This is a genomic window from bacterium, from assembly GCA_035380285.1.
Classification (GTDB): Bacteria; Auribacterota; Erginobacteria; order Erginobacterales; family DAOSXE01; genus DAOSXE01.
The window spans coordinates 16228-34644 of the sequence record DAOSXE010000017.1 but is presented as its reverse complement, the minus strand read 5'-3'; the positions used below and the strand labels follow the sequence as shown (position 1 = coordinate 34644).

Sequence of the window (18417 nt, the reverse complement as noted above, 5' to 3'; positions counted from 1 at the left end):
CGGGCGGGTAGGGCGTCAAGGAGAACCCCATGAAGGAACTGGATGAACTGGTGGAGTTGATCGACCGTCTCCGCGGCCCCGACGGCTGTCCCTGGGACCGGCGGCAGACCCTGGCCACCCTGCGGCCGTGCCTGCGGGAAGAAGCCTGCGAAGTGGTCGCGGCCATCAACGCCCTGGACCGGGAGAACCTGGAAGAGGAACTGGGCGACCTCCTCTTCGGCACCCTGATGCTCTGCCGGACGGCCGCGGAAGAGGCCGATATCGGCTGGGAGGGGATCTGCCGGGGAATAACCGAAAAGATGATCCGCCGCCATCCTCACGTCTTCGCCGAAGTCGAGGTGAGCGGGGCCGACGAGGTCGTCGTCAATTGGGAGGGGATCAAGGCCGAGGAAAAAGGCCATGCCCCGGCGGGTTTTTTCGACGAGACCTGGGACCATCTGCCGGCCCTGGCCCGGTCTCAGAAAGTCCAGAAGAAGGCGGCGCGCATCGGCTTCGATTGGAAGGACCCGCACGGCGTCGTGGCGAAAATCCGGGAGGAGACGGCCGAAGTCGAAGTAGAGATCGGCCGCGGCGATCTCAAGCGCCTGAACGAGGAGATAGGAGACCTGCTCTTTTCGGTCGTGAACCTGGCCCGGTTTTTCTCGATCGACGCCGAGACGTCTCTGCACGAGATGGTGGACCGCTGGGTCCGGCGGTTTCAGAAGATGGAGCAGTTGGCCCGGGCCCGCGGCCTCGAGCTGGCCGAAGCCGGTCTCGACCGTCTCGATCCGCTCTGGGACGAAGTATCGGGGAGAACGCCGCCCGACCGGGAGTGAGCATGGACCCCGGGCGCCTCTTCCCGCTTCAGCTTCTTCTGAGCTTCCTGGTCGGCGGTCTCTGGATCCTGGCCACGACTCTGATCGCCGAGCGTCTGAATCCGCGCCTGGGCGGACTGGCGGGAGGACTCCCCTCGACCTCGGCGGTGACTTTTCTTTTCCTGGGTTGGGCGCGCGGACCCGGCGAACTCGACCGGGCTCTGAGCGCATTTCCCCTGACCTTCTCCGTCAACGCCGCTTTCCTGGGTATTTTCGCCCTGGTCGCGCCGCGCCGGGGCGCGGCCGTCGGGCTGGCAACGGGCTTGGGGGCTTGGCTGCTGCTGCAACTGGCGGTTTTCGCGGTTTCCCCGCTGCCTTCGGCCGTTGCACTGGGGGTGTGGGCGGGCGTGCTCGCGGCCGCGGTCCTGATCTTTTCCGGGCCGACCGCTTCACGGTGCGGGCGGCCGCAGATGGAGGCGCGGAAAGGCGCCCTGGCCGCGCGCGCGGCCTTGAGCGGTACGGTGGTGGCCCTGGCCGTGCTCTTCGGCGAGATCGGCGGACCGGTGGCGGGTTCGGTCTTCGCCGCGTTCCCCGCGGTGTATCTGATGACGCTGGCCATTATCAGCCGGTCCTCGGGGGTTCCCTGCGCCCTGGAGGTGGTCGGGCCGCTTCTGATCAGCGGGGAGATCAACTGCGTGCTCTTCGCGGTGCTGATGAGGGCGGTTCTTCCCCTGGCCGGCGTCGCCGTCGCGGCGGCGGCCGGCTACGCCGGAGTCGCCCTCCTGGCGACCGCCTGTATCCCTTGCCTCCGGCGTCTGCTCCGGGCGGCGGATTAATGCCGCGCTCCGTCGCTGGGCGCTTCGGCTTCCGGGAAAAACGTGGTATACTTCAATCGGGGCCGTTCAAACAACCTCGGGGAAACCCCGGGAAGGAGCTGGCAATGGACTGGTGGCTGAAGTCGTATCTGGACCGCGGCCGATTCGAACTTCCGGAGCGCGCCGGGGTCGTCACCATGAAGGGGCGCCCCCTGACCCTGGTCGGCGAGGAGCTGAAGCCGGGGATGCCCGCGCCGGGGTTCAGGGTGGTGGACAACGAGTTGAACGAGGTCACCATGGATCAGATCAAAGGAGAGCCCATGGTCATCACCTCCGTCCCTTCCCTGGATACTCCCGTCTGCGACATCGAGACCAGGCATTTCAATCGGGCCGCCGCCGAGATGGGCCCGAAAGTGAAAATATACACCATTTCCATGGACCTCCCTTTCGCGCAGAAACGCTGGTGCGGGGCCAACGGGGTAAAAAACCTGCAGACGCTGTCGGACTACCGGGACGCCTGGTTCGGCTACCGCTACGGGATCCTGATCAAGGAACTGCGGCTCCTGGCCCGGGCGGTCTTCGTGATCGACCGCGAAGGCATCGCCCGGTATTGCGAGGTGGTCGGGGAAGTGGCGGACGAGCCGGACTACGACTCGGCGCTCTTCGCCCTCCGCGGGCTGGTGGGCTATTGACGGCGGAGCCCTTGATCCTCTATTCCCTGGCAGGTTGCCCCCACTGCCGGGCGGCCAAGGAGTATCTGCGCCGCCGAGGCGTCGTGTTCCGGAACCGCGACGTGGAAGCGGACTCGGACGCCTACGGGGACCTCAAGCGCTTGACCGGCCGGGGCCGGGTGCCGGTGTTCTCCCGCGGTTCCCGGGTGCTGGAAGGGTTCGAGCCCTCCGCCCTGGAAGCGTTTTTGCGAGAGGAGACCCCGGAAACGGGCGCTCCCGGCGCCGGGGCCGCAACCTGAAAAAAAACCGGGCGCCCGGACCTTGCGGGTCCGGGCGCCCGGTCGTTTCGCGCGTGTTAGCGGTTACCAGCGGCCTCTGCCGCCTCCGCCGCGATTGTCGTTCTTGGGCCGAGGCTTCGACTCGTTGACCCGCAGGGCGCGTCCACCGACCTCGGAGCCGTTCATGGCTTCAATGGCTTTTTCGGCTTCGGCCCGATCGGGCATTTCCACAAAACCGAAACCCTTGGACCGTCCGGCGGCGCGGTCCATGATCACCCGGGCTGAGGCCACCGCCCCATAGCTCTCGAACATCTGACGCAACTCGTCGTCGCTGACGTCGTAGGGGAGGTTGCCGACATAGATATCCATGCTCTTTCCTCACATCTCCGATGTGCCATATTCTCCAGTAATCGAGCCGGCATCTTTGGCACCAGATCCGTCTCGCGGGGCTAATCCAGATAGCCTTGCGGGTAAGCATGCCGGAGAGGGCCCCGGCTGTAAACAATATTTTTGGGATATTGCAGTTTTTTTTTGCTTCTCCCGCGGTGCTCCGCCCGCTTCCGCCCGCGTCTTGGGGATGTTACAATACCTCGAACCCGGGAGCGGCCGGGGAAAGGAAACGGCGGCATTGAGAAATCTGCAGGTTTTTTGGGGCGATCGGATGGAGGCTCTGGCCGAACATTTGTTCGCCGCCACCGAAGCCGCTCCTCCCGAAGACCCTTTTCAGCGGGAGTGCGTGGTGGTGGAGAGCCGAGTCGTCGGGGCCTGGCTCAAACATTACTTTCTCTACGACCGTCGCCGCCGCAACCTGCGCCGGGTGCTGGCGAACTGGGAGTTCTATCCTCTGGAGCTGTTCTTCAACGATTGGCTCTGCTACATGCGCCGCGGCGGGGTCGACCCCCGGAAGGAACGGTTTCACCCCTGGGGGAAGGAAGCCCTGCAATGGAGGATCCGGGGCGTTCTTTCCCGGCGGGATTTTCTGGAAAACGAGGAATGCCTCCCCGTGGCGGAGTATCTGGGTTCCCCGCCGGAGGAAATGCGCGTCTTCCGGTTGGCCGGGACCCTGGCCGAGCTCGTCGACGATTACCAGCTCTACCGCCCCGAGATGCTCCTGGGGTGGGAAGATGAGGACGAGGCCGGGAAGAACGCTCCGGAGGAGCGCTGGCAACGGCGCTTGTGGAGGGAGCTGCAGAGGCAGGAAGCGGGGGGCTACCCCCGGGAACTGCTCTCCCCCGGGGAGAAGCTGAAAACAGCGGGCCTGGCCGAACGCTACCCCCGACTCCGGGTCTTGACTCCGGGAAGCCTGTCCCCGGTGTATCTCGATTTTTTCTTTTCCGTCTCCACGCTGATCCCGGTCTCCCTCTACCTTTTCAACCCGTGCCGGGAGGAGTGGTTTTCCGACGTCAGCCGGCGCGGCAAAGAGAAGCGGAGGGAGCGACGGGCAGCGAGCGGGGGGCCGCTGGGGGACGAATACCTGGAAACGGGAAACCCGCTGCTCAGTTCCCTGGGAAAGGTCAGCCGGGACTTCCTCGGCGACGTTCTCGACCGCACCGGCGGCCAGGTGGAAGAGTTGAGCGCCGAGACCTCTTCCCCCGGGGTGTTGGGGGCGATTCAGGAAGATATCGCCCGGCGCCGCTGGATCCCGGGCTCGGGGGACGCCGAAAGCCGCGCCCGGCTGCCGGTCGAGCGCGGCGACGGCTCCCTGGCGATCCATATCTGCCATTCGCCCCGGCGCGAAGTGGAGACGGTCAAGGACGTTATCCTCGACGCTTTCGCCCGGGACCGGACACTGCAGCCCCGCCAGGTCCAGGTGCTGGTCGGAGACATCGAAGTCTATATGCCCCTGGTGGAATCGATATTCCCGGGCTTCTCCGAGGCCGACGACGAAAACATTCCCTTCGTCGTGGCCGAACGGACCCGCGCCGGGGCCGGCGTGCTCTCCTCGTTGTTGATGAGGCTCCTGGAAATCCCGAAAGGAAGGTTCGAACTCTCCTCGGTCGTGGAACTCCTGGAATACCGACCGCTCCGGGAAGCTTTCGGCATCGGCCGGGCGGAGGCCGATCTTCTCCGGGAATGGGCGCCCGAATGCGGGGTCCGCTGGGGTTTCGACGAAGGTCAGCGGGAAAAGGAGGTGGGGATCGCCTACCGGGAAAATTCGTGGCGGGAAGGGGTGGACAGGATGCTTCTCGGTTACGCCATGCGCCGGGGCGAACTGGAGCTGGACGGAGGGGAAAGGGTCCTCGCGCCTTTCCCGGCGGTGGAAGGCGAGGACGCGGAGGCGGTGGGGAAACTGGAGAGCCTGCTGGAGGCGCTGCTGGACCTGTGCCGCGTCTTATCCGGCCGGGAGACGCTTCGGGGATGGAGCGAACGTCTGCGGGAGATCTGGGACCGCTTCTGCGCCGCCGGTTCCGAGGAGGACTACCGGGAGGCGGCGGCGATCGAGGGAGCGCTGAACGCGGTCGCGAGCATGGGCGAGCTCCCCGGCGTCTCCGGGGAAATCCCGATCGAGCCCGTGGCCGAATTTCTCGTTCGGAGGCTGGAGCGCCGGGAAAATCCACCGGACGCGCTGACCCGCAACGCCGTGGTCGTGAGCGCTCTCAGGGCCGGGCGGCCCGTTCCCCGGAGGCTGGTCTGCCTGCTGGGAATGAACGACGGCGAATTTCCCCGGTCCCACCGGCGTGCCGGGTTCGACCTTCTGAAAACAAATCCGGCCCGGGGCGATCGCTCCCCTCCGGGCCAGGATCGCCAGGCTTTTCTGGAAGCGCTCCTCTGCGCCCGGGAGGCGTTCGCCGTTTGCTATACGGGCCGGTCCCGCAACGACAACGAAGCGATCCCTCCCTCGACCGTCCTCAGCGAACTGAGGAGCTATTTGAAGGAAGGTTTCGAACTTCCTCCCGCCCATGCGTCCGCCGACGGCCAGGAACTGCTCTACTGCGAAACCCTGCACCGCCTGCAGCCGTTTTCCCCGGACTACTTCCGGGAAAAGAGCGGACTGTTCTCCTATTCCCGGGAGAATCTGGCGGGAGCGCGGGCGCTGGCGGAGGCCGGGAAGGCGGAGTTTTCCGCGGTTCCGCGGTTTTTCGCCGGAAGCCCTCTTCCGCTCGCGGATTCGGTTCGGGAATGGCGCCTGGACGATCTGGAGAGGTTCTGGAGCAATCCCGCGCGGTTTCTGTACCGGGAAGCGCTTAAAACCGAATTTTCCCCGCCCCGGCGCTTTTTCCCGGACGACGAACTGTTGGAAATGGATCCGCTTTCCCGGCACGCCGCTCGCCGGGAGATCGCCGACGCCTGGTTGGAAGGCGCCCGGGACCGGTTGACCCGGAGCCTTAGGGCCCGAGGCCTGGTAGCTCCGTTGCGGGCGGGGGAGGAGCAGGCCCGGTTGCTGGTGAAGGAAGTGGAGCTGTTCATGCGGCGCGATCTGAGCGTTTTCGGCCTTGCCGGAGAGCTGGAGGACCATCTGCGCTCCGGCGGGGAGATCCTGCCGGTGGAGGTCGATATCGAAGGAATCAGGATCGAAGGGCGCCGTCGTCTCTACCGGTCCGGGTCCGGTCCGGGGTGGTCCCTGGAATGGCGCCCGGGGGGAAAGCTGCGCGCTCTGGACCTGATCCGGGGCTGGGTGGCTCACCTTGCCGTCTGCGCCTGCCGGGAACGTACCCCGATGCTGCTGGTCTCACTGGAGGAATGCGCCCTGATCGAAGGTCTCGCCGCCGCCGAAGCCCGCGCCCGATTGCAAAGCTTGCTGGAGATGATGCTTCAGGGGTTGGAAAAACCGCTTCCCTTCGCCCCCGAAACCGCCTGGGCCTATATCCGCAAGGCCCACGGACCGGAGGGAGAGGCCCTGGCCGCGGCCGAACAGGCATGGGAAGGTCACCGGGGACTCCCCGGCGACGGCGACGACGCCTATCAGCGCCGGGCGCTGGGGGAAGCGGGCCCCGTTTCTCATCCCCGTTTCCCGGAAGTGGCGAGGGCGGTGTTCGCCCCCCTGCTCGAAAAACTCCAAGGAGTGCGGTCGTGGCCGACAACGTGACCGGCAAACCCCTGCGCGACGTCATCTACCGCCCGGATTTCCCCCTGGGCGGCGTGAACTTGATCGAAGCCAGCGCCGGTACCGGGAAGACCTACAGCATCCAAAGCCTCTACCTGCGGCTGGCGGCGGTGGAAGGCCTCGCCGTGGACCGTATCCTGGTGGTCACGTTCACCGAAGCCGCCACCCGGGAACTCAGGGACCGCCTTCGGGGCATCCTGGAAAAGGGGAGAATTTTTCTGGAAGGGAATCTCGACCCCGGGGACCCCGACCGGGAGCGGATCGAGAGGATCCTCGGCCTCCCCGCCGCCGGCGTTTCCGGCTCCGATGAGGAAGAACGCTCCCGCCGGGGGCGCCGGTTGCGCTCGGCGCTGCTGAACTACGATGCCGCCGCTATTTCCACCATCCACGGTTTCTGCAACCGGATCCTTCAGGAGTACGCCTTCGAAAGCGGGCAGGAGTTCCGGATCGAGCTCAGCGGCGATCCCCGGGGGACGGTGGAGGACCTCTGCCGCGACTGGTGGCGCGCCCATGTCCTCGACGCGACCGACCGGGAACGTGCCGTTTTGGGGGCGATGGCCCTGGAGGGGCTGGTCGCCGCCGCCCTGAAACGAATCTCCAAGCCGTACGCCCGGCTGCTGCCGACGCCGGGGCCGGCGGTTTTCCCGGCAGCCGAATACGAGGCCATGCTGGCGGCTTGGTCGGAACCGGAGGTGCGCGCCGCCCTGCGGGAGGGGAAGGTCAGGAAAAGCGCGGTTTCGGAAGCCGTTTTCGGTTTCATCGAAGGTCTGGCCGGGGGAAATCCGTTTCCGGTCGCTCCGGGGGATGACCGGCTTCTGGAAAAAATGACGCGGACCCACCTCGAAACCCGGCTGAACCTGGGGTCGCCGGGACTTCCCCCTCATCCTTTTTTCGACCGCTGCCGCACGTTCGTCGAAGCTTTGGCCGCGGCGCGCTTAAGCGCCCCGGCGGCGGCGGTAGAGGAGGTGGCCGAGCGTTTCCACTCGCGCCGGGACGATCGGATCACCTACGACGAGCTCCTGCTGCGGTTTCTCCGGGCCCTGGAAAACCCGGTTTCGGGTTCCGCTCTGGTCTCGGCGCTGCGCGGCGGTTTTCAAGCCGCGCTCATCGACGAGTTCCAGGACACCGATCCGGTGCAATACCGGATTTTCCGCAGGATTTTCTTCGGCGGCGAACGGCCCGTATTTCTGGTGGGAGATCCCAAGCAGGCCATCTACTCTTTCCGCAACGGGGATATTCACACGTACTACGCCGCCGCCCGCTCCGTCCCCGAAAACCGGCGTTACCGCCTCGACGTCAACCACCGCTCCGAACCGGCTCTGGTCGACGCCGTCAACCTGCTCTTCCGCGACTCCTCCCGCCGCCGCGCCTTCATCAACCCCGAACTCCCCTTCGCGGGCGAAGTAAAGGCCGCGCCCCGGCGGGAGGCTCCGTTTCTGGAAATCGGCGGAAAACCGGACGAACGTCCGTTTCGGATCTGGTACTACCCGGACTGGGCCGATTCCGGGCGGGGAAAGGCGCCGGGGGAAAGTTCGGCCCGGGCCCGGCGGCTTTATGCCGACGTGGCGTCCGAGGCCGCGCGCCTGCTCGCCGATCCGGCGGTCGCCCTCGGCGGCCGCCCTCTGGCTCCGTCGGACATGGCGGTTCTGGTCCGGACCCACCGGGAAGCCGACCTGATCGCCGACGCCTTTCTCCGCCGCGGAATCCCCACCGTCCAGCAGAACACCGGTTCCGTCTTCGATTCCCCCGAAGCCGTGGATTTTCATCTTCTCCTCAAAGGGTTGGCCGATCCCGGGGACATCCGGTCGCTGCGTTCGTTGCCGGCGGCCGATATCTTCTTCGGCGGTGCGGCCCAGGTGTCGGCGCTGCTCGCCGGTACCGATGTCCGGAGTCCCGTCACCGGCCGGCCCGTCTCCCTGGCCGGGATCAAGGAGCTCCTCGAAGAAGCCCGGAAGCGTTGGCGCTCGAGTTCGTTCATAGCGGGGTTCAACTTCTTCGCGCGGGAGACGGGAATGCGCGCACATCTTCTGGGAAGGCGCCGCGGGGAACGGGCGCTGACGAACCTTCTCCATCTGGCCGAACTGGGGCAGGCGGCCTGCGCGGAGTCGGGGCTGGGTCCGGAAGGACTCGTCCGCTGGCTGGAATCCCGCCGGGCCTTCCCGGCGCCCTGGGAGGACGACATCGAAATCCGCCTGGAGAGCGACTCCAGAGCGGTCAAGATCATGACCGTCTTTAAAAGCAAGGGGCTGCAGTTCCCCGTGGTTTTCGTTCCGACGCTCTGGCGCCCCGCGCGCGCGGACCGGAGCCCGGTCCGGGAATACCACCGCCCCCCCGCCGCCGGGTCGGATCCGTCGGCGGTCCTCGATTTCGACCGGGACGGCCCCGGAAAGGAAGCGGCCGCCGCGGAGCTCAGGGAGGAGAGCGTCCGTCTGCTGTACGTGGCCCTGACCCGCGGCATCAACCGGACGTACCTCGCCTGGGGGGACATCCGCGAGGATTCCGGTCCGCTGGGCCACATCCTGGGGACCGATCCGCGGGAGGCGTGGTCGGCCGCGGATTCGCCGATCCACGTGGAAGAAAAAAGGGGGGGGGAGACGGACCTTCCTCCCGTCGCAGTCCGCGCCGGCGGTGAGGCGGACGGTGGTCCCCTTCTGACCGCGGACCGCGGAAACCCTCTTCTCCGCCCCCGGTTCGACGCTGCCTGGGGGCACTCGAGTTTTTCCGATCTCCATCCGGCGGCGCCGTCGTTTCCGGGGGCCTCCGCCGATTCCCGGGATTACGATGCGGGCGGGGAGGCTCGGGAGGCCGGCGGCGAGGAGGAGGGGGAGAAGACGATCTTCGACTTTCCCGCCGGGGCCCGAACCGGGGAATGCTGGCACTCGATCCTGGAGACCGTCGATTTCGCGGTGGGGGACGAAGCCCTGCTGGCGGCGGTCTCGAACGGTCTCGACCGCTACCGTCTCTCCGGTACGGAGGCGGAGCGGGAGACCCGGTGCCGGTCGGTGGCGGGAATGATCCGTTCGGTTTTGACCACCCCGCTGGACGCGCACGGCGAAATCGTCCTGGAGCGGATCCCGCGCCGCGACCGCGTCAGCGAAATGGAGTTCGATTTCCCCCTGGCCTCCCGCAAACGGATTTTCACCTCGGAATGGAGAAATATCCTCGGGACTTATTGGGGGGAAGACCCCCGGAAAAGGATTTTCACGGAAGCGCTGGAGGGGTGGAACCGGCTCATCCCGCGCGGATTCATGACCGGCTATATCGATCTGATATTCCGGCGCGGGGGGAAGTTCTACCTCGTCGACTGGAAATCGAACCGGCTGAACGGTCAACCCGTGGGTTTCGCCCCCGAGGGGCTCCGCCGGGAGATGGCGGAGCGCGGGTACGCCGTTCAGTACCTGCTGTACACGGTGGCCCTCAACGCCCATCTGCTCGACACCGTACCGGGGTACGAATACGAAACCGGGTTCGGCGGAATTTTCTACGTGTTCCTGCGCGGCGTCGACGGAACCCCCGGACGGGGGATTTACGCCGACCGGCCCGCCGCCGGTCTGATCGGCGAACTCTCCGATCTGCTGCTTGAAGGGGGAGGAGCATGAAGAGCCGCCGACGGGCTTCCGCCGAAGTTTTCCGCGAACTGGACGAGCGCTTCGCCGACTTCATCTGCCGTCTGGCGGGCACCGCCGACCCGCGCCTGCGGTTGGTCGCCGGGATGCTGAGCCGGGCGGTGGGGAACGGTCACAGCTGTCTCGATCCGGCGAAGATCGAAGGGCGACTTTTTAGCGCGGACGCCGTTCCGACGCTCTCCCCCGACGAACGGTGGGAACGTTTTTTCGCTTCACCCGGCGTGAGCGCCGTCATCGGGCCTCCGGAATCGCGCCGTCCGATAGTCCGCGGCCCCGACGGTCTCCTCTATCTGCAGCGTTACTGGGATTTCGAGTCATCGGCGGCGGCGGCCCTCAAGGAGTTGAGCCGTCCGCGCCGGGATCGGACCCCTCCACCCGATCTGGGCGCGCGGCTGCTCCGGTATTTTCCCGCGCCCCCCGAACGGGGGGGGGACCGACAGCGCCTGGCCGCCTACGCCGCCTGGCGCAACCGCCTTCTCATAATCAGCGGCGGCCCCGGAACCGGGAAGACCTATACCGCCGCGCGGATCGCGGCGTTTTTGGCCGAGATCGGGGAAGAGACCGGTTTCCGGATAGCTTTGGCCGCTCCCACCGGCAAAGCGGCCGCCCGGGTGACCGAGAGCATGAGCGGAACGGTCGCCGCCGCCGCCATTCCCGAACGGATACGGAAACTGCTTCCCCGGAACGCTTCGACCATACACCGCCTGCTGGGAGTACGGAGCGGGACCCGGGAATTCCGGCACGGGCCGCGGAATCCCCTCGTAGCCGACCTGGTGATCGTGGACGAAGCCAGCATGATCGCGTTGCCGCAGATGGCGAGACTGCTGGAGGCGTTGGACGGGGAGACCCGTCTGATCCTGCTGGGGGATATGAACCAGTTGGCCTCGGTGGAGCCCGGGTTCGTCCTCGGCGATATCTGCGCCGCCGGCGGAATGGGGGCCTTTTCTCCGGCGCTGCTCGAAGACTACCGCCGGGACACCGGTCTGAAGCCGGAGGTTACGGCTATGGGCCCCGCCGCCGGCGGATTATCGGAATGCCTGGTCGAATTGACCTACAGCCATCGTTTTCACCCCCGCGGCGCGATCGGGGCCCTCAGCCGCCTGGTCAACCGGGTCGAGGACGAGGCGACGGCCGGAGAGGCCTGGAAGAGGCTGCGGCACCCGGCCCGGGAGCCCGGGCCGGTGGCTGACGCGAGCGAGGTTATCTGGAAGCCCATCGGCGTTTCCCCCGCCGCCTCCCGGGGGTTGCCGGTCGAGGAACTCGAGCAGGCGATCCGCGAGGGATACGGGCCGTTCCTGAACGCCGGCGGCCCCGCAGAGGCGCTTCTGGCCCTGGAACGGTTCCGCGTGCTCTGTCCGTTCCGTTCGGGAACCTACGGAGTGGAGCGGATAAATCGGACGGCGGAGGCGGTCCTGTCCTCGCCGGACGTCGGGAAGCATCGTCTGCATCCGGGGCCGGGTTGGTACGATCACCGTCCCGTGATCATAACCCGCAACGACTATTCGCTCGGACTCTTCAACGGCGACGTGGGCGTGATCCTCGACGACGAGGGCGTTTTAGCGGCATTTTTCCCTCCCGCGGCGTCCGCCGCCCCTCCCGTCCCCCGCCGTTTTCCTCCCGCGCTCCTGCCGGAGCTGGAGACCGCGTTCGCCCTGACCGTGCACAAGGCACAGGGTTCGGAGTTCGACGGGGTCCTCCTCGTCCTCCCTCCGGGGGAAGGCCCCGAGTTGACCCGGGAACTGATCTACACGGGAATTACGCGCGCCCGCACAAGGGTCGAAGTCAGATGTTCGGAAACGGGGTTCCGGGAGGCGGTTCTTCGCCGGGTGGGGCGGCATTCGGGTTTGGCGGCGGCCCTGGCCGCGCCGGCGTCCCCGAAAGCGGCGGGAAACGAGAAACGTTGAGATTACGGCGGGGACCGGGTATCCTCAGCCTGCGCCGGCGGCCGGGCCGCGGCGGCGCCGAGAAAGCGGATCGAGAGGAACGATGACGGGCAACAAGGTTCGAGGAAAACTGTCGGTCGCGCCCGCGATCGTGCTCATGCTCCTGCTTTTCTGGGGGTGCGGCCCCCGGGAGGAGCTGCAGCCCCTCTGCATCATCCATACCAACGACATCCACGGGCATATTCTTCCCGAGCGGACGGCCGGAAGCCGGGACCTCACCGGCGGCGCCGCCGTCCTCGCCGCCTGGATATCCCGGGTGCGCCGCGAGAACGAAGCCGCCGGCATCCCCACGCTTCTTCTGGACGCCGGCGATATTTTCATGGGGACCCCCGAGGGCCAGGCGGAGAAGGGAGCGGCGATGATCGACCTCATGAACCGTATGGGGTACGATGCCATGACCGTCGGCAACCATGAGTTCGACTTCGGCTACTACAACCTGAAAGCGCTGGCGGCCGCCGCCCGGTTCCCTTTCCTGGGCTCCAACGTATACCGGAACAATAATGTGGGGCTCGTGGAATTTCTCAAGCCCTCCCTCACCGCTCGGGCCGGGGACGTTACGGTCCTGATCGTGGGAGTCACCACCGATGAAATCCCCACCATCACCATCAGCGGCAACGTCGGCAACATCGATTTCAGGGACCCGGTTTCGTCGGCGGCCAATCAGATCAAGCTCTTTTCCGGCGCCCGGCCGCTGGTGGTCGTCCTCAGCCACCTGGGGCTGGAAGGCGATGAAACCCTGGCGGAGAGCGTTGCGGACATCGACGTCATTATCGGCGGGCACAGCCACACCCTGCTGGAAACTCCCGAAATCCGCAACGGGGTCGTCATCTGCCAAGCCGGTTCGTATGGACGGTGGGCGGGCAAGCTGGACCTCCTGATCGATCCCTCGACCGGAGAAGTGGCCGATTACGAGTACCGGCTTTTCGAAAACCTCAAGGGAACGATTCCGCCCGACATCCCCGTGGAGAGGGAACTCGACCGGCTCGAGAACGGTCTGCCCTCCGACTGCCGGAGAGATTACGGGATGTCCTTGAGCGACCTGGTCTCCCGGGACCGGGAAGAGAGCTGCCTGGGCGATATCATCGCCGACGCCATGCGGTCGGCGACCGGAACCGACCTGGCCTTCGAAAACCCCTACGGGATCCGTTGGCCGATCTTCAAGGGTGAAATCACGGGCCGCGATCTGTTTTTAGTGGTTCCTTTCGAGGATTCGCTGGTGACGATGAGCATGACCGGAAGCCAGATCAGGCGGGCCTTGGAACAGAGCCTGACCCTGCGCAAAGGAATGCTCCAGGTTTCGGGGCTGAAGGCCGAATACGATCTCGATCGGCCTCAGGGGCGCAGGCTGGTGCGGGTTTGGGTGGGAGGGGAGGCGCTGGAGGACGAGGCCGTTTACAGCGTGACGGTGAACGAGTTCCTGGCGGGCGGCGGCGATTATTTCGAAGCGTTCACCGAGGGCCGGAACCGATATCGAACCGGGGTTCCGCTCCGGGAAGCCCTGGGCGACTTTATCCGGGACCACACGCCACTGTACGGAGATACGTTCAAACCCGAGCGCCTCGTCCCGGTTCGGTGATCAGGGGCGAAACTCCCGGAGATGGCGCTCGGCGGCGCCCACCGAGGGATAGAAGGCGAAAAGATCGTACATGCCGCTGATGCGCATCACCTGGCTGACCTGAGGCCCCGGGTCGCAGAGCGCCAGCCGCCGGCCCGCTCCCTGCATTTTCCGGTGCAGGGCCAGTAGAACCCTGATGCCCCCGGAGGATATGTACGAAACTCCGCTCAAATCGATGACCAGGTCGAGATCGAGCGCACGGCCCTGGCGGTTCTCCTGAAGAGCGAAGTCGATGCGGTCGCTGAAAGCCTGAGACCAGTTGGCGTCGAAGTTGCCCTCCAGGTCGACCTGGAGGTATCCGGAGTTTTCGTTGATGGATATGTTCATCGTTATACCCGAAACGACTTTGCCATTCCCCAAGCGCTCTGGCAACAAATTCCCGCCGCCGTTTCCGGCGGCGGGGGATCGCCCCGGCCGCAAACAAACTTTTTCTGCTCTGGCCCGGCCGCTCTGTTAAAATATGATTTTTGAGAGAAGCACGCGCATGCAACGGACGACGATACGGATGTTGGGAGTTTTGGCGGCGTTCTGCCTGGGTCCGGCCGCCTCTCCCGACGTGGGAGCGGCGGTCATCCGCGGCCCCGTCTCCGAGGTCCGCACCAGGTCGTTTCCCCACCGCGACACCCTCTTTATCTCCGCGGCCGCCGTCGCCCGGGCCTGGGGTTTGTATCGCTTCGAGTCCGGAGAAGAGTTCTGCAGATTTTTTTCCCCCCGCCATTCCCTGACCCTCACCCCCGGCTCGGCTCTGGCCGTTTTCGACGGGGAGGACCTGGAAATGGACGCGGAGGCGGTCTGGATCGACGGACGTCTCTGCGTCCCGCTGTATCTGGCCCTGGTCGACCTTCCCGGGTTGGTCCCTCCCGCGAGCGCGGAGCGTTTCGCCGCCGGCGAAAAGAGCGGGCCCAGAATCGTCCTCGATCCCGGGCACGGGGGCCGCGACCCGGGAGCGGTGGGGGAGGGGGGGTCCGAGGAGAAGGAGGTGGCGCTCGATATCGCCCGCCGGGTTCGGGACCGGCTGCGGTCTTCGGGGCTCGAAGTCGTCATGAGCCGGGACTCCGACGTCTATGTTTCCCTCCCCGATCGAGTGGACCTGGCCAACCGGGTGGAAGGAGATATTTTCGTCAGCATTCATGCCAATGCCGCCGAGAACCTGGCCGCCAGCGGCACCGAGACCTTTTACGCCGCTCCGGCGGGAGATTCTCTTTCCCGGCGCCTGGCCCGACTGGAAAACGCCGTTCTGGAACTGGAGGAGTTCAAGAGTTTCGTTCCCCCCTCGAGCACGCCGCGGGGGAAATTATTGCGCAGCCGACAGCTGGCCGGCAACGTTCAGGCCCGGCTGTCGTCGGCCGCGGGAAGCCCGGACCGCGGGGTCAAGACCGCCCGGTTTTACGTGATCGAGCGCACGCGCATGCCCGCCGTTCTGGTCGAAACCGGTTTTCTTTCCAACCGCCGGGAAAAAGAACGGTTGGACAGCCTCTCTCACCGGGAACGGGTGGCGGAGGCGATCAGCGAAGGAATTTTGGATTACTTCCGTTACGGATACGGGCGCCCCGCTCCCGGCGCGGTTACGATCGACCGAGCGGCCGGCGCGGAAACGACCGAGGGGAGCGAAGACGGGTGAGGTACCGGACCGGAGTCGCCATCGAATTTTCCGCCGCTCATTTCCACGGCGGCGCCGGCCCCGAATGCGCCCGCGTTCACGGCCATAACTACCGGGTGGAAGCCGCGGTGGAAAGCGGGCGGCTGGAAGCAGGAATGGTTCTCGACTTCCGCGTTCTGCGGGAAATTCTGCGGGAGGCGGTTTCGGGTTGGACCCACCGGCTGTTGAACGATACCGCCGAATTCCGGGACGTGCTCCCCACCACCGAGAATCTGGCCCGGATCGTCTACGAGAAGTCGGCCGCCGCCGCGGGCCGCGCGGGGGCGAGGTTGATCCGGATCACGGTCTGGGAAAAGAACGACTGCTGGGCTTCCTACGGCGGGGAGGCGGGCGATGCGCGAACTTGAAGTCTCGGCCGTCAGCGGGTTGGTGAGCGGGTTGGTCGGCCGGATCAACCTGATCGCGGACCCCGAGGTCATGAAAATCATGGCGGACGTACGGAAGGGGAACGGCTCCCTCTCCGGCCGGCTGGCCGGCATCCACCTGGACAACGCCGCCGCCGCCGCGGAAGACGAGGTTCCCGTCTGCCAGGATACCGGGATGACCGTGGTTTTTCTGGAGGTCGGCCAGGACGTCCACCTGGTCGGCGGCGCCCTGGAGGAGGCCGTCAACGCCGGGGTGAGGGAAGGGACCAGAACCCATCGCCTTCGGCATTCGACCGTCTCCGATCCGCTGCGGAGAGTGAACACCGGCGACAACGCTCCCGCCGTCATCCACACCCGCCTGGTCCCGGGCGACCGGGTCAGGGTGGTGGTGACGGCCAAGGGGTTCGGAAGCGAAAACGCCTCGGCCCTGGGCATGCTCCCCCCCTCGGCGGGGCGTCGGGGCGTGATCGAATTCGTCCTGGGAGCCATCCGGGAAAAAGGCGCCGACGCCTGCCCCCCGCTGGTGGTGGGAGTGGGGATCGGGGGAACCATGGAAAAGGCGGCGCTCCTGGCCAAGGAAGCCCTGACCCTTCCCCTGGGGCGCCCCCATCCCGATCCGTTTTACCAAGAGCTGGAACGGGAAATCCTGGACGGCCTCAACCGTCTCCCGGTGGGGATGCAGGGGCTGGGGGATGGCCCCACGGCCATGGCCGTCCATATCCTGACCTACCCGACTCATATCGCCGGACTCCCGGTGGCGGTCAACCCCTCCTGCCACGTCTACCGCCACGAGGAAGGAGTGTTGTGAAAGAGGCAACCTCGAGAAGAGAAACGCCGGCGGTGAGGATGACGGCCCCTCCGCCCCCGGGGCGGTTGGAAGCGGTGCGGGCGGGGACCATGGTCGAAATCACGGGGATTCTCTATTCGGCCCGGGACCGGGCCCTGGAGCGCCTTTTCGCCGGGGAAGAACCGTTCCCGTTCGACCCGCGGGGGCAGCTGATCTATTTCGCCGGACCCACGCCGGGACGCCCCGGGCGCCCGGTGGGCGCCATGGGGCCCACGTCGTCCTCCCGGATGGGAAAGTACATCAGCTTTTTGTTGGAGCGCGGCGTCCGGGGCATCATCGGGAAAGGGCGCCTCTGCCCGGAAGGCAACCGGGCCCTGCGGCAAGGCCGGGGCGTTTACTTCCTGGCGGTGGGCGGGGCCGGAGCGCTGCTCGGGCGCCGCGTCCGGGAAGCCGAACCGGTCGCCGGCCGCGACCTGGGACCGGAGGCGGTGCATCGGCTGGCCGTGGAGAAATTTCCCGTGATCGTAGCCGTCGATGCCGAGGGGAACTCTCTTTTTAAATCCGTTCACGCAGGGGGGACAAGGAAATGAAGAAACTATTGTTGCCGGTGTTGCTGGCGGCCTGGGCCGCGTTCGGGGCTGCGTTCCCGGCCGACCAGCAGGCGCGGGTCGAGGAATTGATCGGCAGGTTGTCGGGATTCGATTTCCCGTCCATCAACGCCGCCACCGACGAACTGATCGAGATCGGGCCCTCCGCGGTGCCGGCCCTGAGACAAGCGCTGAAGAGCCAGGACCCGGGCATCCGCAAAGGCGCGGCGGCGGTCCTGGGCAAGATGAAAGCGGTGGAGGCACTGGACGAGATCGGGGCGCTGGTCGAGGATCAGGAGTACTGGGTGGCCCGGGGGGCTGTTTATTCGCTCAAGGACCTGGAAAGCCCCGCCGCCGTCCCCTACTACCGCAAGGCGCTGGAACATTACAACCCCAAGGTCAGGGAAACCGCGGTCTGGACTCTCCGGGAGGTCAAGGACACCGCCTCCGTCCCCGCGCTGACCAAGAGAATGCTCACCGACAGCGACCAATACCTCCGCTGGGGGGCGCTCAAAGCGTTGGCCGAGATCGAACCCGGAAGCGAAGTCGCCGCGCTGAAGCAGGCGCTGGGGGATAAGCAGGCGGCGGTGGCGGCGCGGCGCAACGCCGCCGAATTTCTGGGAATACTGGACGAAGCCTCCGCCCGGGATCTGCTGGTCGGAGCGCTCAAGGACCCGGACGCGGGAGTGCGGTGGAGGGCCCTGGAATCGCTGGGCGCGCTCCGTGATGCCTCGGTTCTGCCGGCGGTGAAGCCCCTCCTTCAGGATCGGGACGAGAGCGTGCGCATGATGGCGGTGGCGGTCCTGGGCGAATTGGGGGACCCGGCGGCGATCGAGGCTCTGAAACCCCTGGTTTCCGGGAAGGGGGGAGAACTGAAGAAAAACGTTCTGCGGGCCCTGGAGCGATTGGGCGGACCCGAAGCGGTGGCGGCCGCGCAACCCGCCCTGAGCGATCCCGACAAACTGGTACGGGCTCAGGCGGTCGAGGTCATCGGACGGATCGGCGTTCCGGCGGATGCCGCCCTGCTGGCGCCCGCGGCCGAAGACCGTTTCCCGATCGTGCGCGTGGCCGCCATGCTGGCGGCCCGGCGGCTGGGAGGACCGGAATCGCTGAAACTGCTGGAGAAAGGAGCCGGGGACTCGGATTTCTGGGTACAGAAAACCGCGCAACTGCCGCCGCTCGGCGGGGAAACACCGGCGGCTCCCCGATCTCCCGGGTCCGAGTAAGGTAG

General features: G+C 66.4%; 15 protein-coding genes. 13 read left to right on the top strand and 2 right to left on the bottom strand.

What is annotated here, in order from left to right; translation table 11 throughout:
- Positions 1 to 29: 29 nt before the first annotated feature.
- The 4 genes from mazG to PLZ73_07870 all read left to right on the top strand — a co-directional run bounded on the left by mazG (position 30) and on the right by PLZ73_07870 (position 2579).
- Positions 30 to 815 carry a nucleoside triphosphate pyrophosphohydrolase gene (gene mazG, locus PLZ73_07885; GenBank protein HOO77792.1) on the top strand — a complete coding sequence of 262 codons (786 nt, stop codon included), beginning with the start codon at positions 30 to 32 and terminating at the stop codon, positions 813 to 815.
- A gap of 2 nt (positions 816 to 817) precedes the next feature.
- Complete coding sequence (locus tag PLZ73_07880; protein HOO77791.1) at positions 818 to 1630, top strand: hypothetical protein; 813 nt, start codon at positions 818 to 820, stop codon at positions 1628 to 1630.
- Between the two features lie 104 nt (positions 1631 to 1734).
- Entirely contained in the window at positions 1735 to 2301 is a 567-nt protein-coding gene (tpx, locus tag PLZ73_07875) for a thiol peroxidase (protein HOO77790.1), read from the top strand.
- The gene (locus PLZ73_07870) at positions 2298 to 2579 is read left to right on the top strand and encodes a glutaredoxin family protein (GenBank protein ID HOO77789.1); all 282 of its coding nucleotides are present in this window, start codon (positions 2298 to 2300) and stop codon (positions 2577 to 2579) included. Before tpx ends, PLZ73_07870 begins: the two co-directional genes overlap by 4 nt.
- 63 nt (positions 2580 to 2642) lie before the next feature.
- On the opposite strand, the gene PLZ73_07865 is transcribed toward PLZ73_07870, so the two are convergent.
- Entirely contained in the window at positions 2643 to 2927 is a 285-nt protein-coding gene (locus PLZ73_07865) for an RNA-binding protein (GenBank protein HOO77788.1), read from the bottom strand.
- Between the two features lie 259 nt (positions 2928 to 3186).
- Between PLZ73_07865 and recC the strand changes: the two genes are divergently transcribed.
- The 4 genes from recC to PLZ73_07845 all read left to right on the top strand — a co-directional run bounded on the left by recC (position 3187) and on the right by PLZ73_07845 (position 13748).
- Positions 3187 to 6585, top strand: a complete 3399-nt coding sequence (gene recC, locus PLZ73_07860) for an exodeoxyribonuclease V subunit gamma (GenBank protein ID HOO77787.1) — start codon at positions 3187 to 3189, stop codon at positions 6583 to 6585.
- On the top strand, positions 6570 to 10202 hold the full coding sequence (locus PLZ73_07855) for a UvrD-helicase domain-containing protein (protein ID HOO77786.1): 3633 nt from the start codon (positions 6570 to 6572) through the stop codon (positions 10200 to 10202). Before recC ends, PLZ73_07855 begins: the two co-directional genes overlap by 16 nt.
- On the top strand, positions 10199 to 12133 hold the full coding sequence (gene recD / locus PLZ73_07850) for an exodeoxyribonuclease V subunit alpha (protein ID HOO77785.1): 1935 nt from the start codon (positions 10199 to 10201) through the stop codon (positions 12131 to 12133). Before PLZ73_07855 ends, recD begins: the two co-directional genes overlap by 4 nt.
- 82 nt (positions 12134 to 12215) lie before the next feature.
- Positions 12216 to 13748 (top strand): 5'-nucleotidase C-terminal domain-containing protein, encoded by a 1533-nt coding sequence (locus PLZ73_07845; protein HOO77784.1) that lies wholly within the window; start codon positions 12216 to 12218, stop codon positions 13746 to 13748.
- Here PLZ73_07845 and PLZ73_07840 read toward each other — a convergent pair whose 3' ends face one another.
- On the bottom strand, positions 13749 to 14114 hold the full coding sequence (locus tag PLZ73_07840; GenBank protein ID HOO77783.1) for an STAS domain-containing protein: 366 nt from the start codon (positions 14112 to 14114) through the stop codon (positions 13749 to 13751). It lies immediately after the preceding gene.
- A gap of 157 nt (positions 14115 to 14271) precedes the next feature.
- Here PLZ73_07840 and PLZ73_07835 point away from each other — a divergent pair, with 157 nt between their 5' ends.
- From PLZ73_07835 to PLZ73_07815, 5 genes are read left to right on the top strand one after another with little or no spacing between them, the layout of a single operon-like run.
- Positions 14272 to 15408 (top strand): N-acetylmuramoyl-L-alanine amidase, encoded by a 1137-nt coding sequence (locus PLZ73_07835; GenBank protein HOO77782.1) that lies wholly within the window; start codon positions 14272 to 14274, stop codon positions 15406 to 15408.
- A complete protein-coding gene (locus tag PLZ73_07830) occupies positions 15405 to 15794 on the top strand; it encodes a 6-carboxytetrahydropterin synthase (GenBank protein HOO77781.1) in 390 nt (129 codons plus the stop codon). Before PLZ73_07835 ends, PLZ73_07830 begins: the two co-directional genes overlap by 4 nt.
- Positions 15781 to 16620 (top strand): fumarate hydratase, encoded by an 840-nt coding sequence (locus PLZ73_07825; GenBank protein ID HOO77780.1) that lies wholly within the window; start codon positions 15781 to 15783, stop codon positions 16618 to 16620. Before PLZ73_07830 ends, PLZ73_07825 begins: the two co-directional genes overlap by 14 nt.
- Positions 16617 to 17189 (top strand): fumarate hydratase C-terminal domain-containing protein, encoded by a 573-nt coding sequence (locus PLZ73_07820; GenBank protein ID HOO77779.1) that lies wholly within the window; start codon positions 16617 to 16619, stop codon positions 17187 to 17189. Before PLZ73_07825 ends, PLZ73_07820 begins: the two co-directional genes overlap by 4 nt.
- The gene (locus PLZ73_07815; GenBank protein ID HOO77778.1) at positions 17186 to 18412 is read left to right on the top strand and encodes a HEAT repeat domain-containing protein; all 1227 of its coding nucleotides are present in this window, start codon (positions 17186 to 17188) and stop codon (positions 18410 to 18412) included. Before PLZ73_07820 ends, PLZ73_07815 begins: the two co-directional genes overlap by 4 nt.
- The last annotated feature ends 5 nt before the right edge of the window (positions 18413 to 18417 follow it).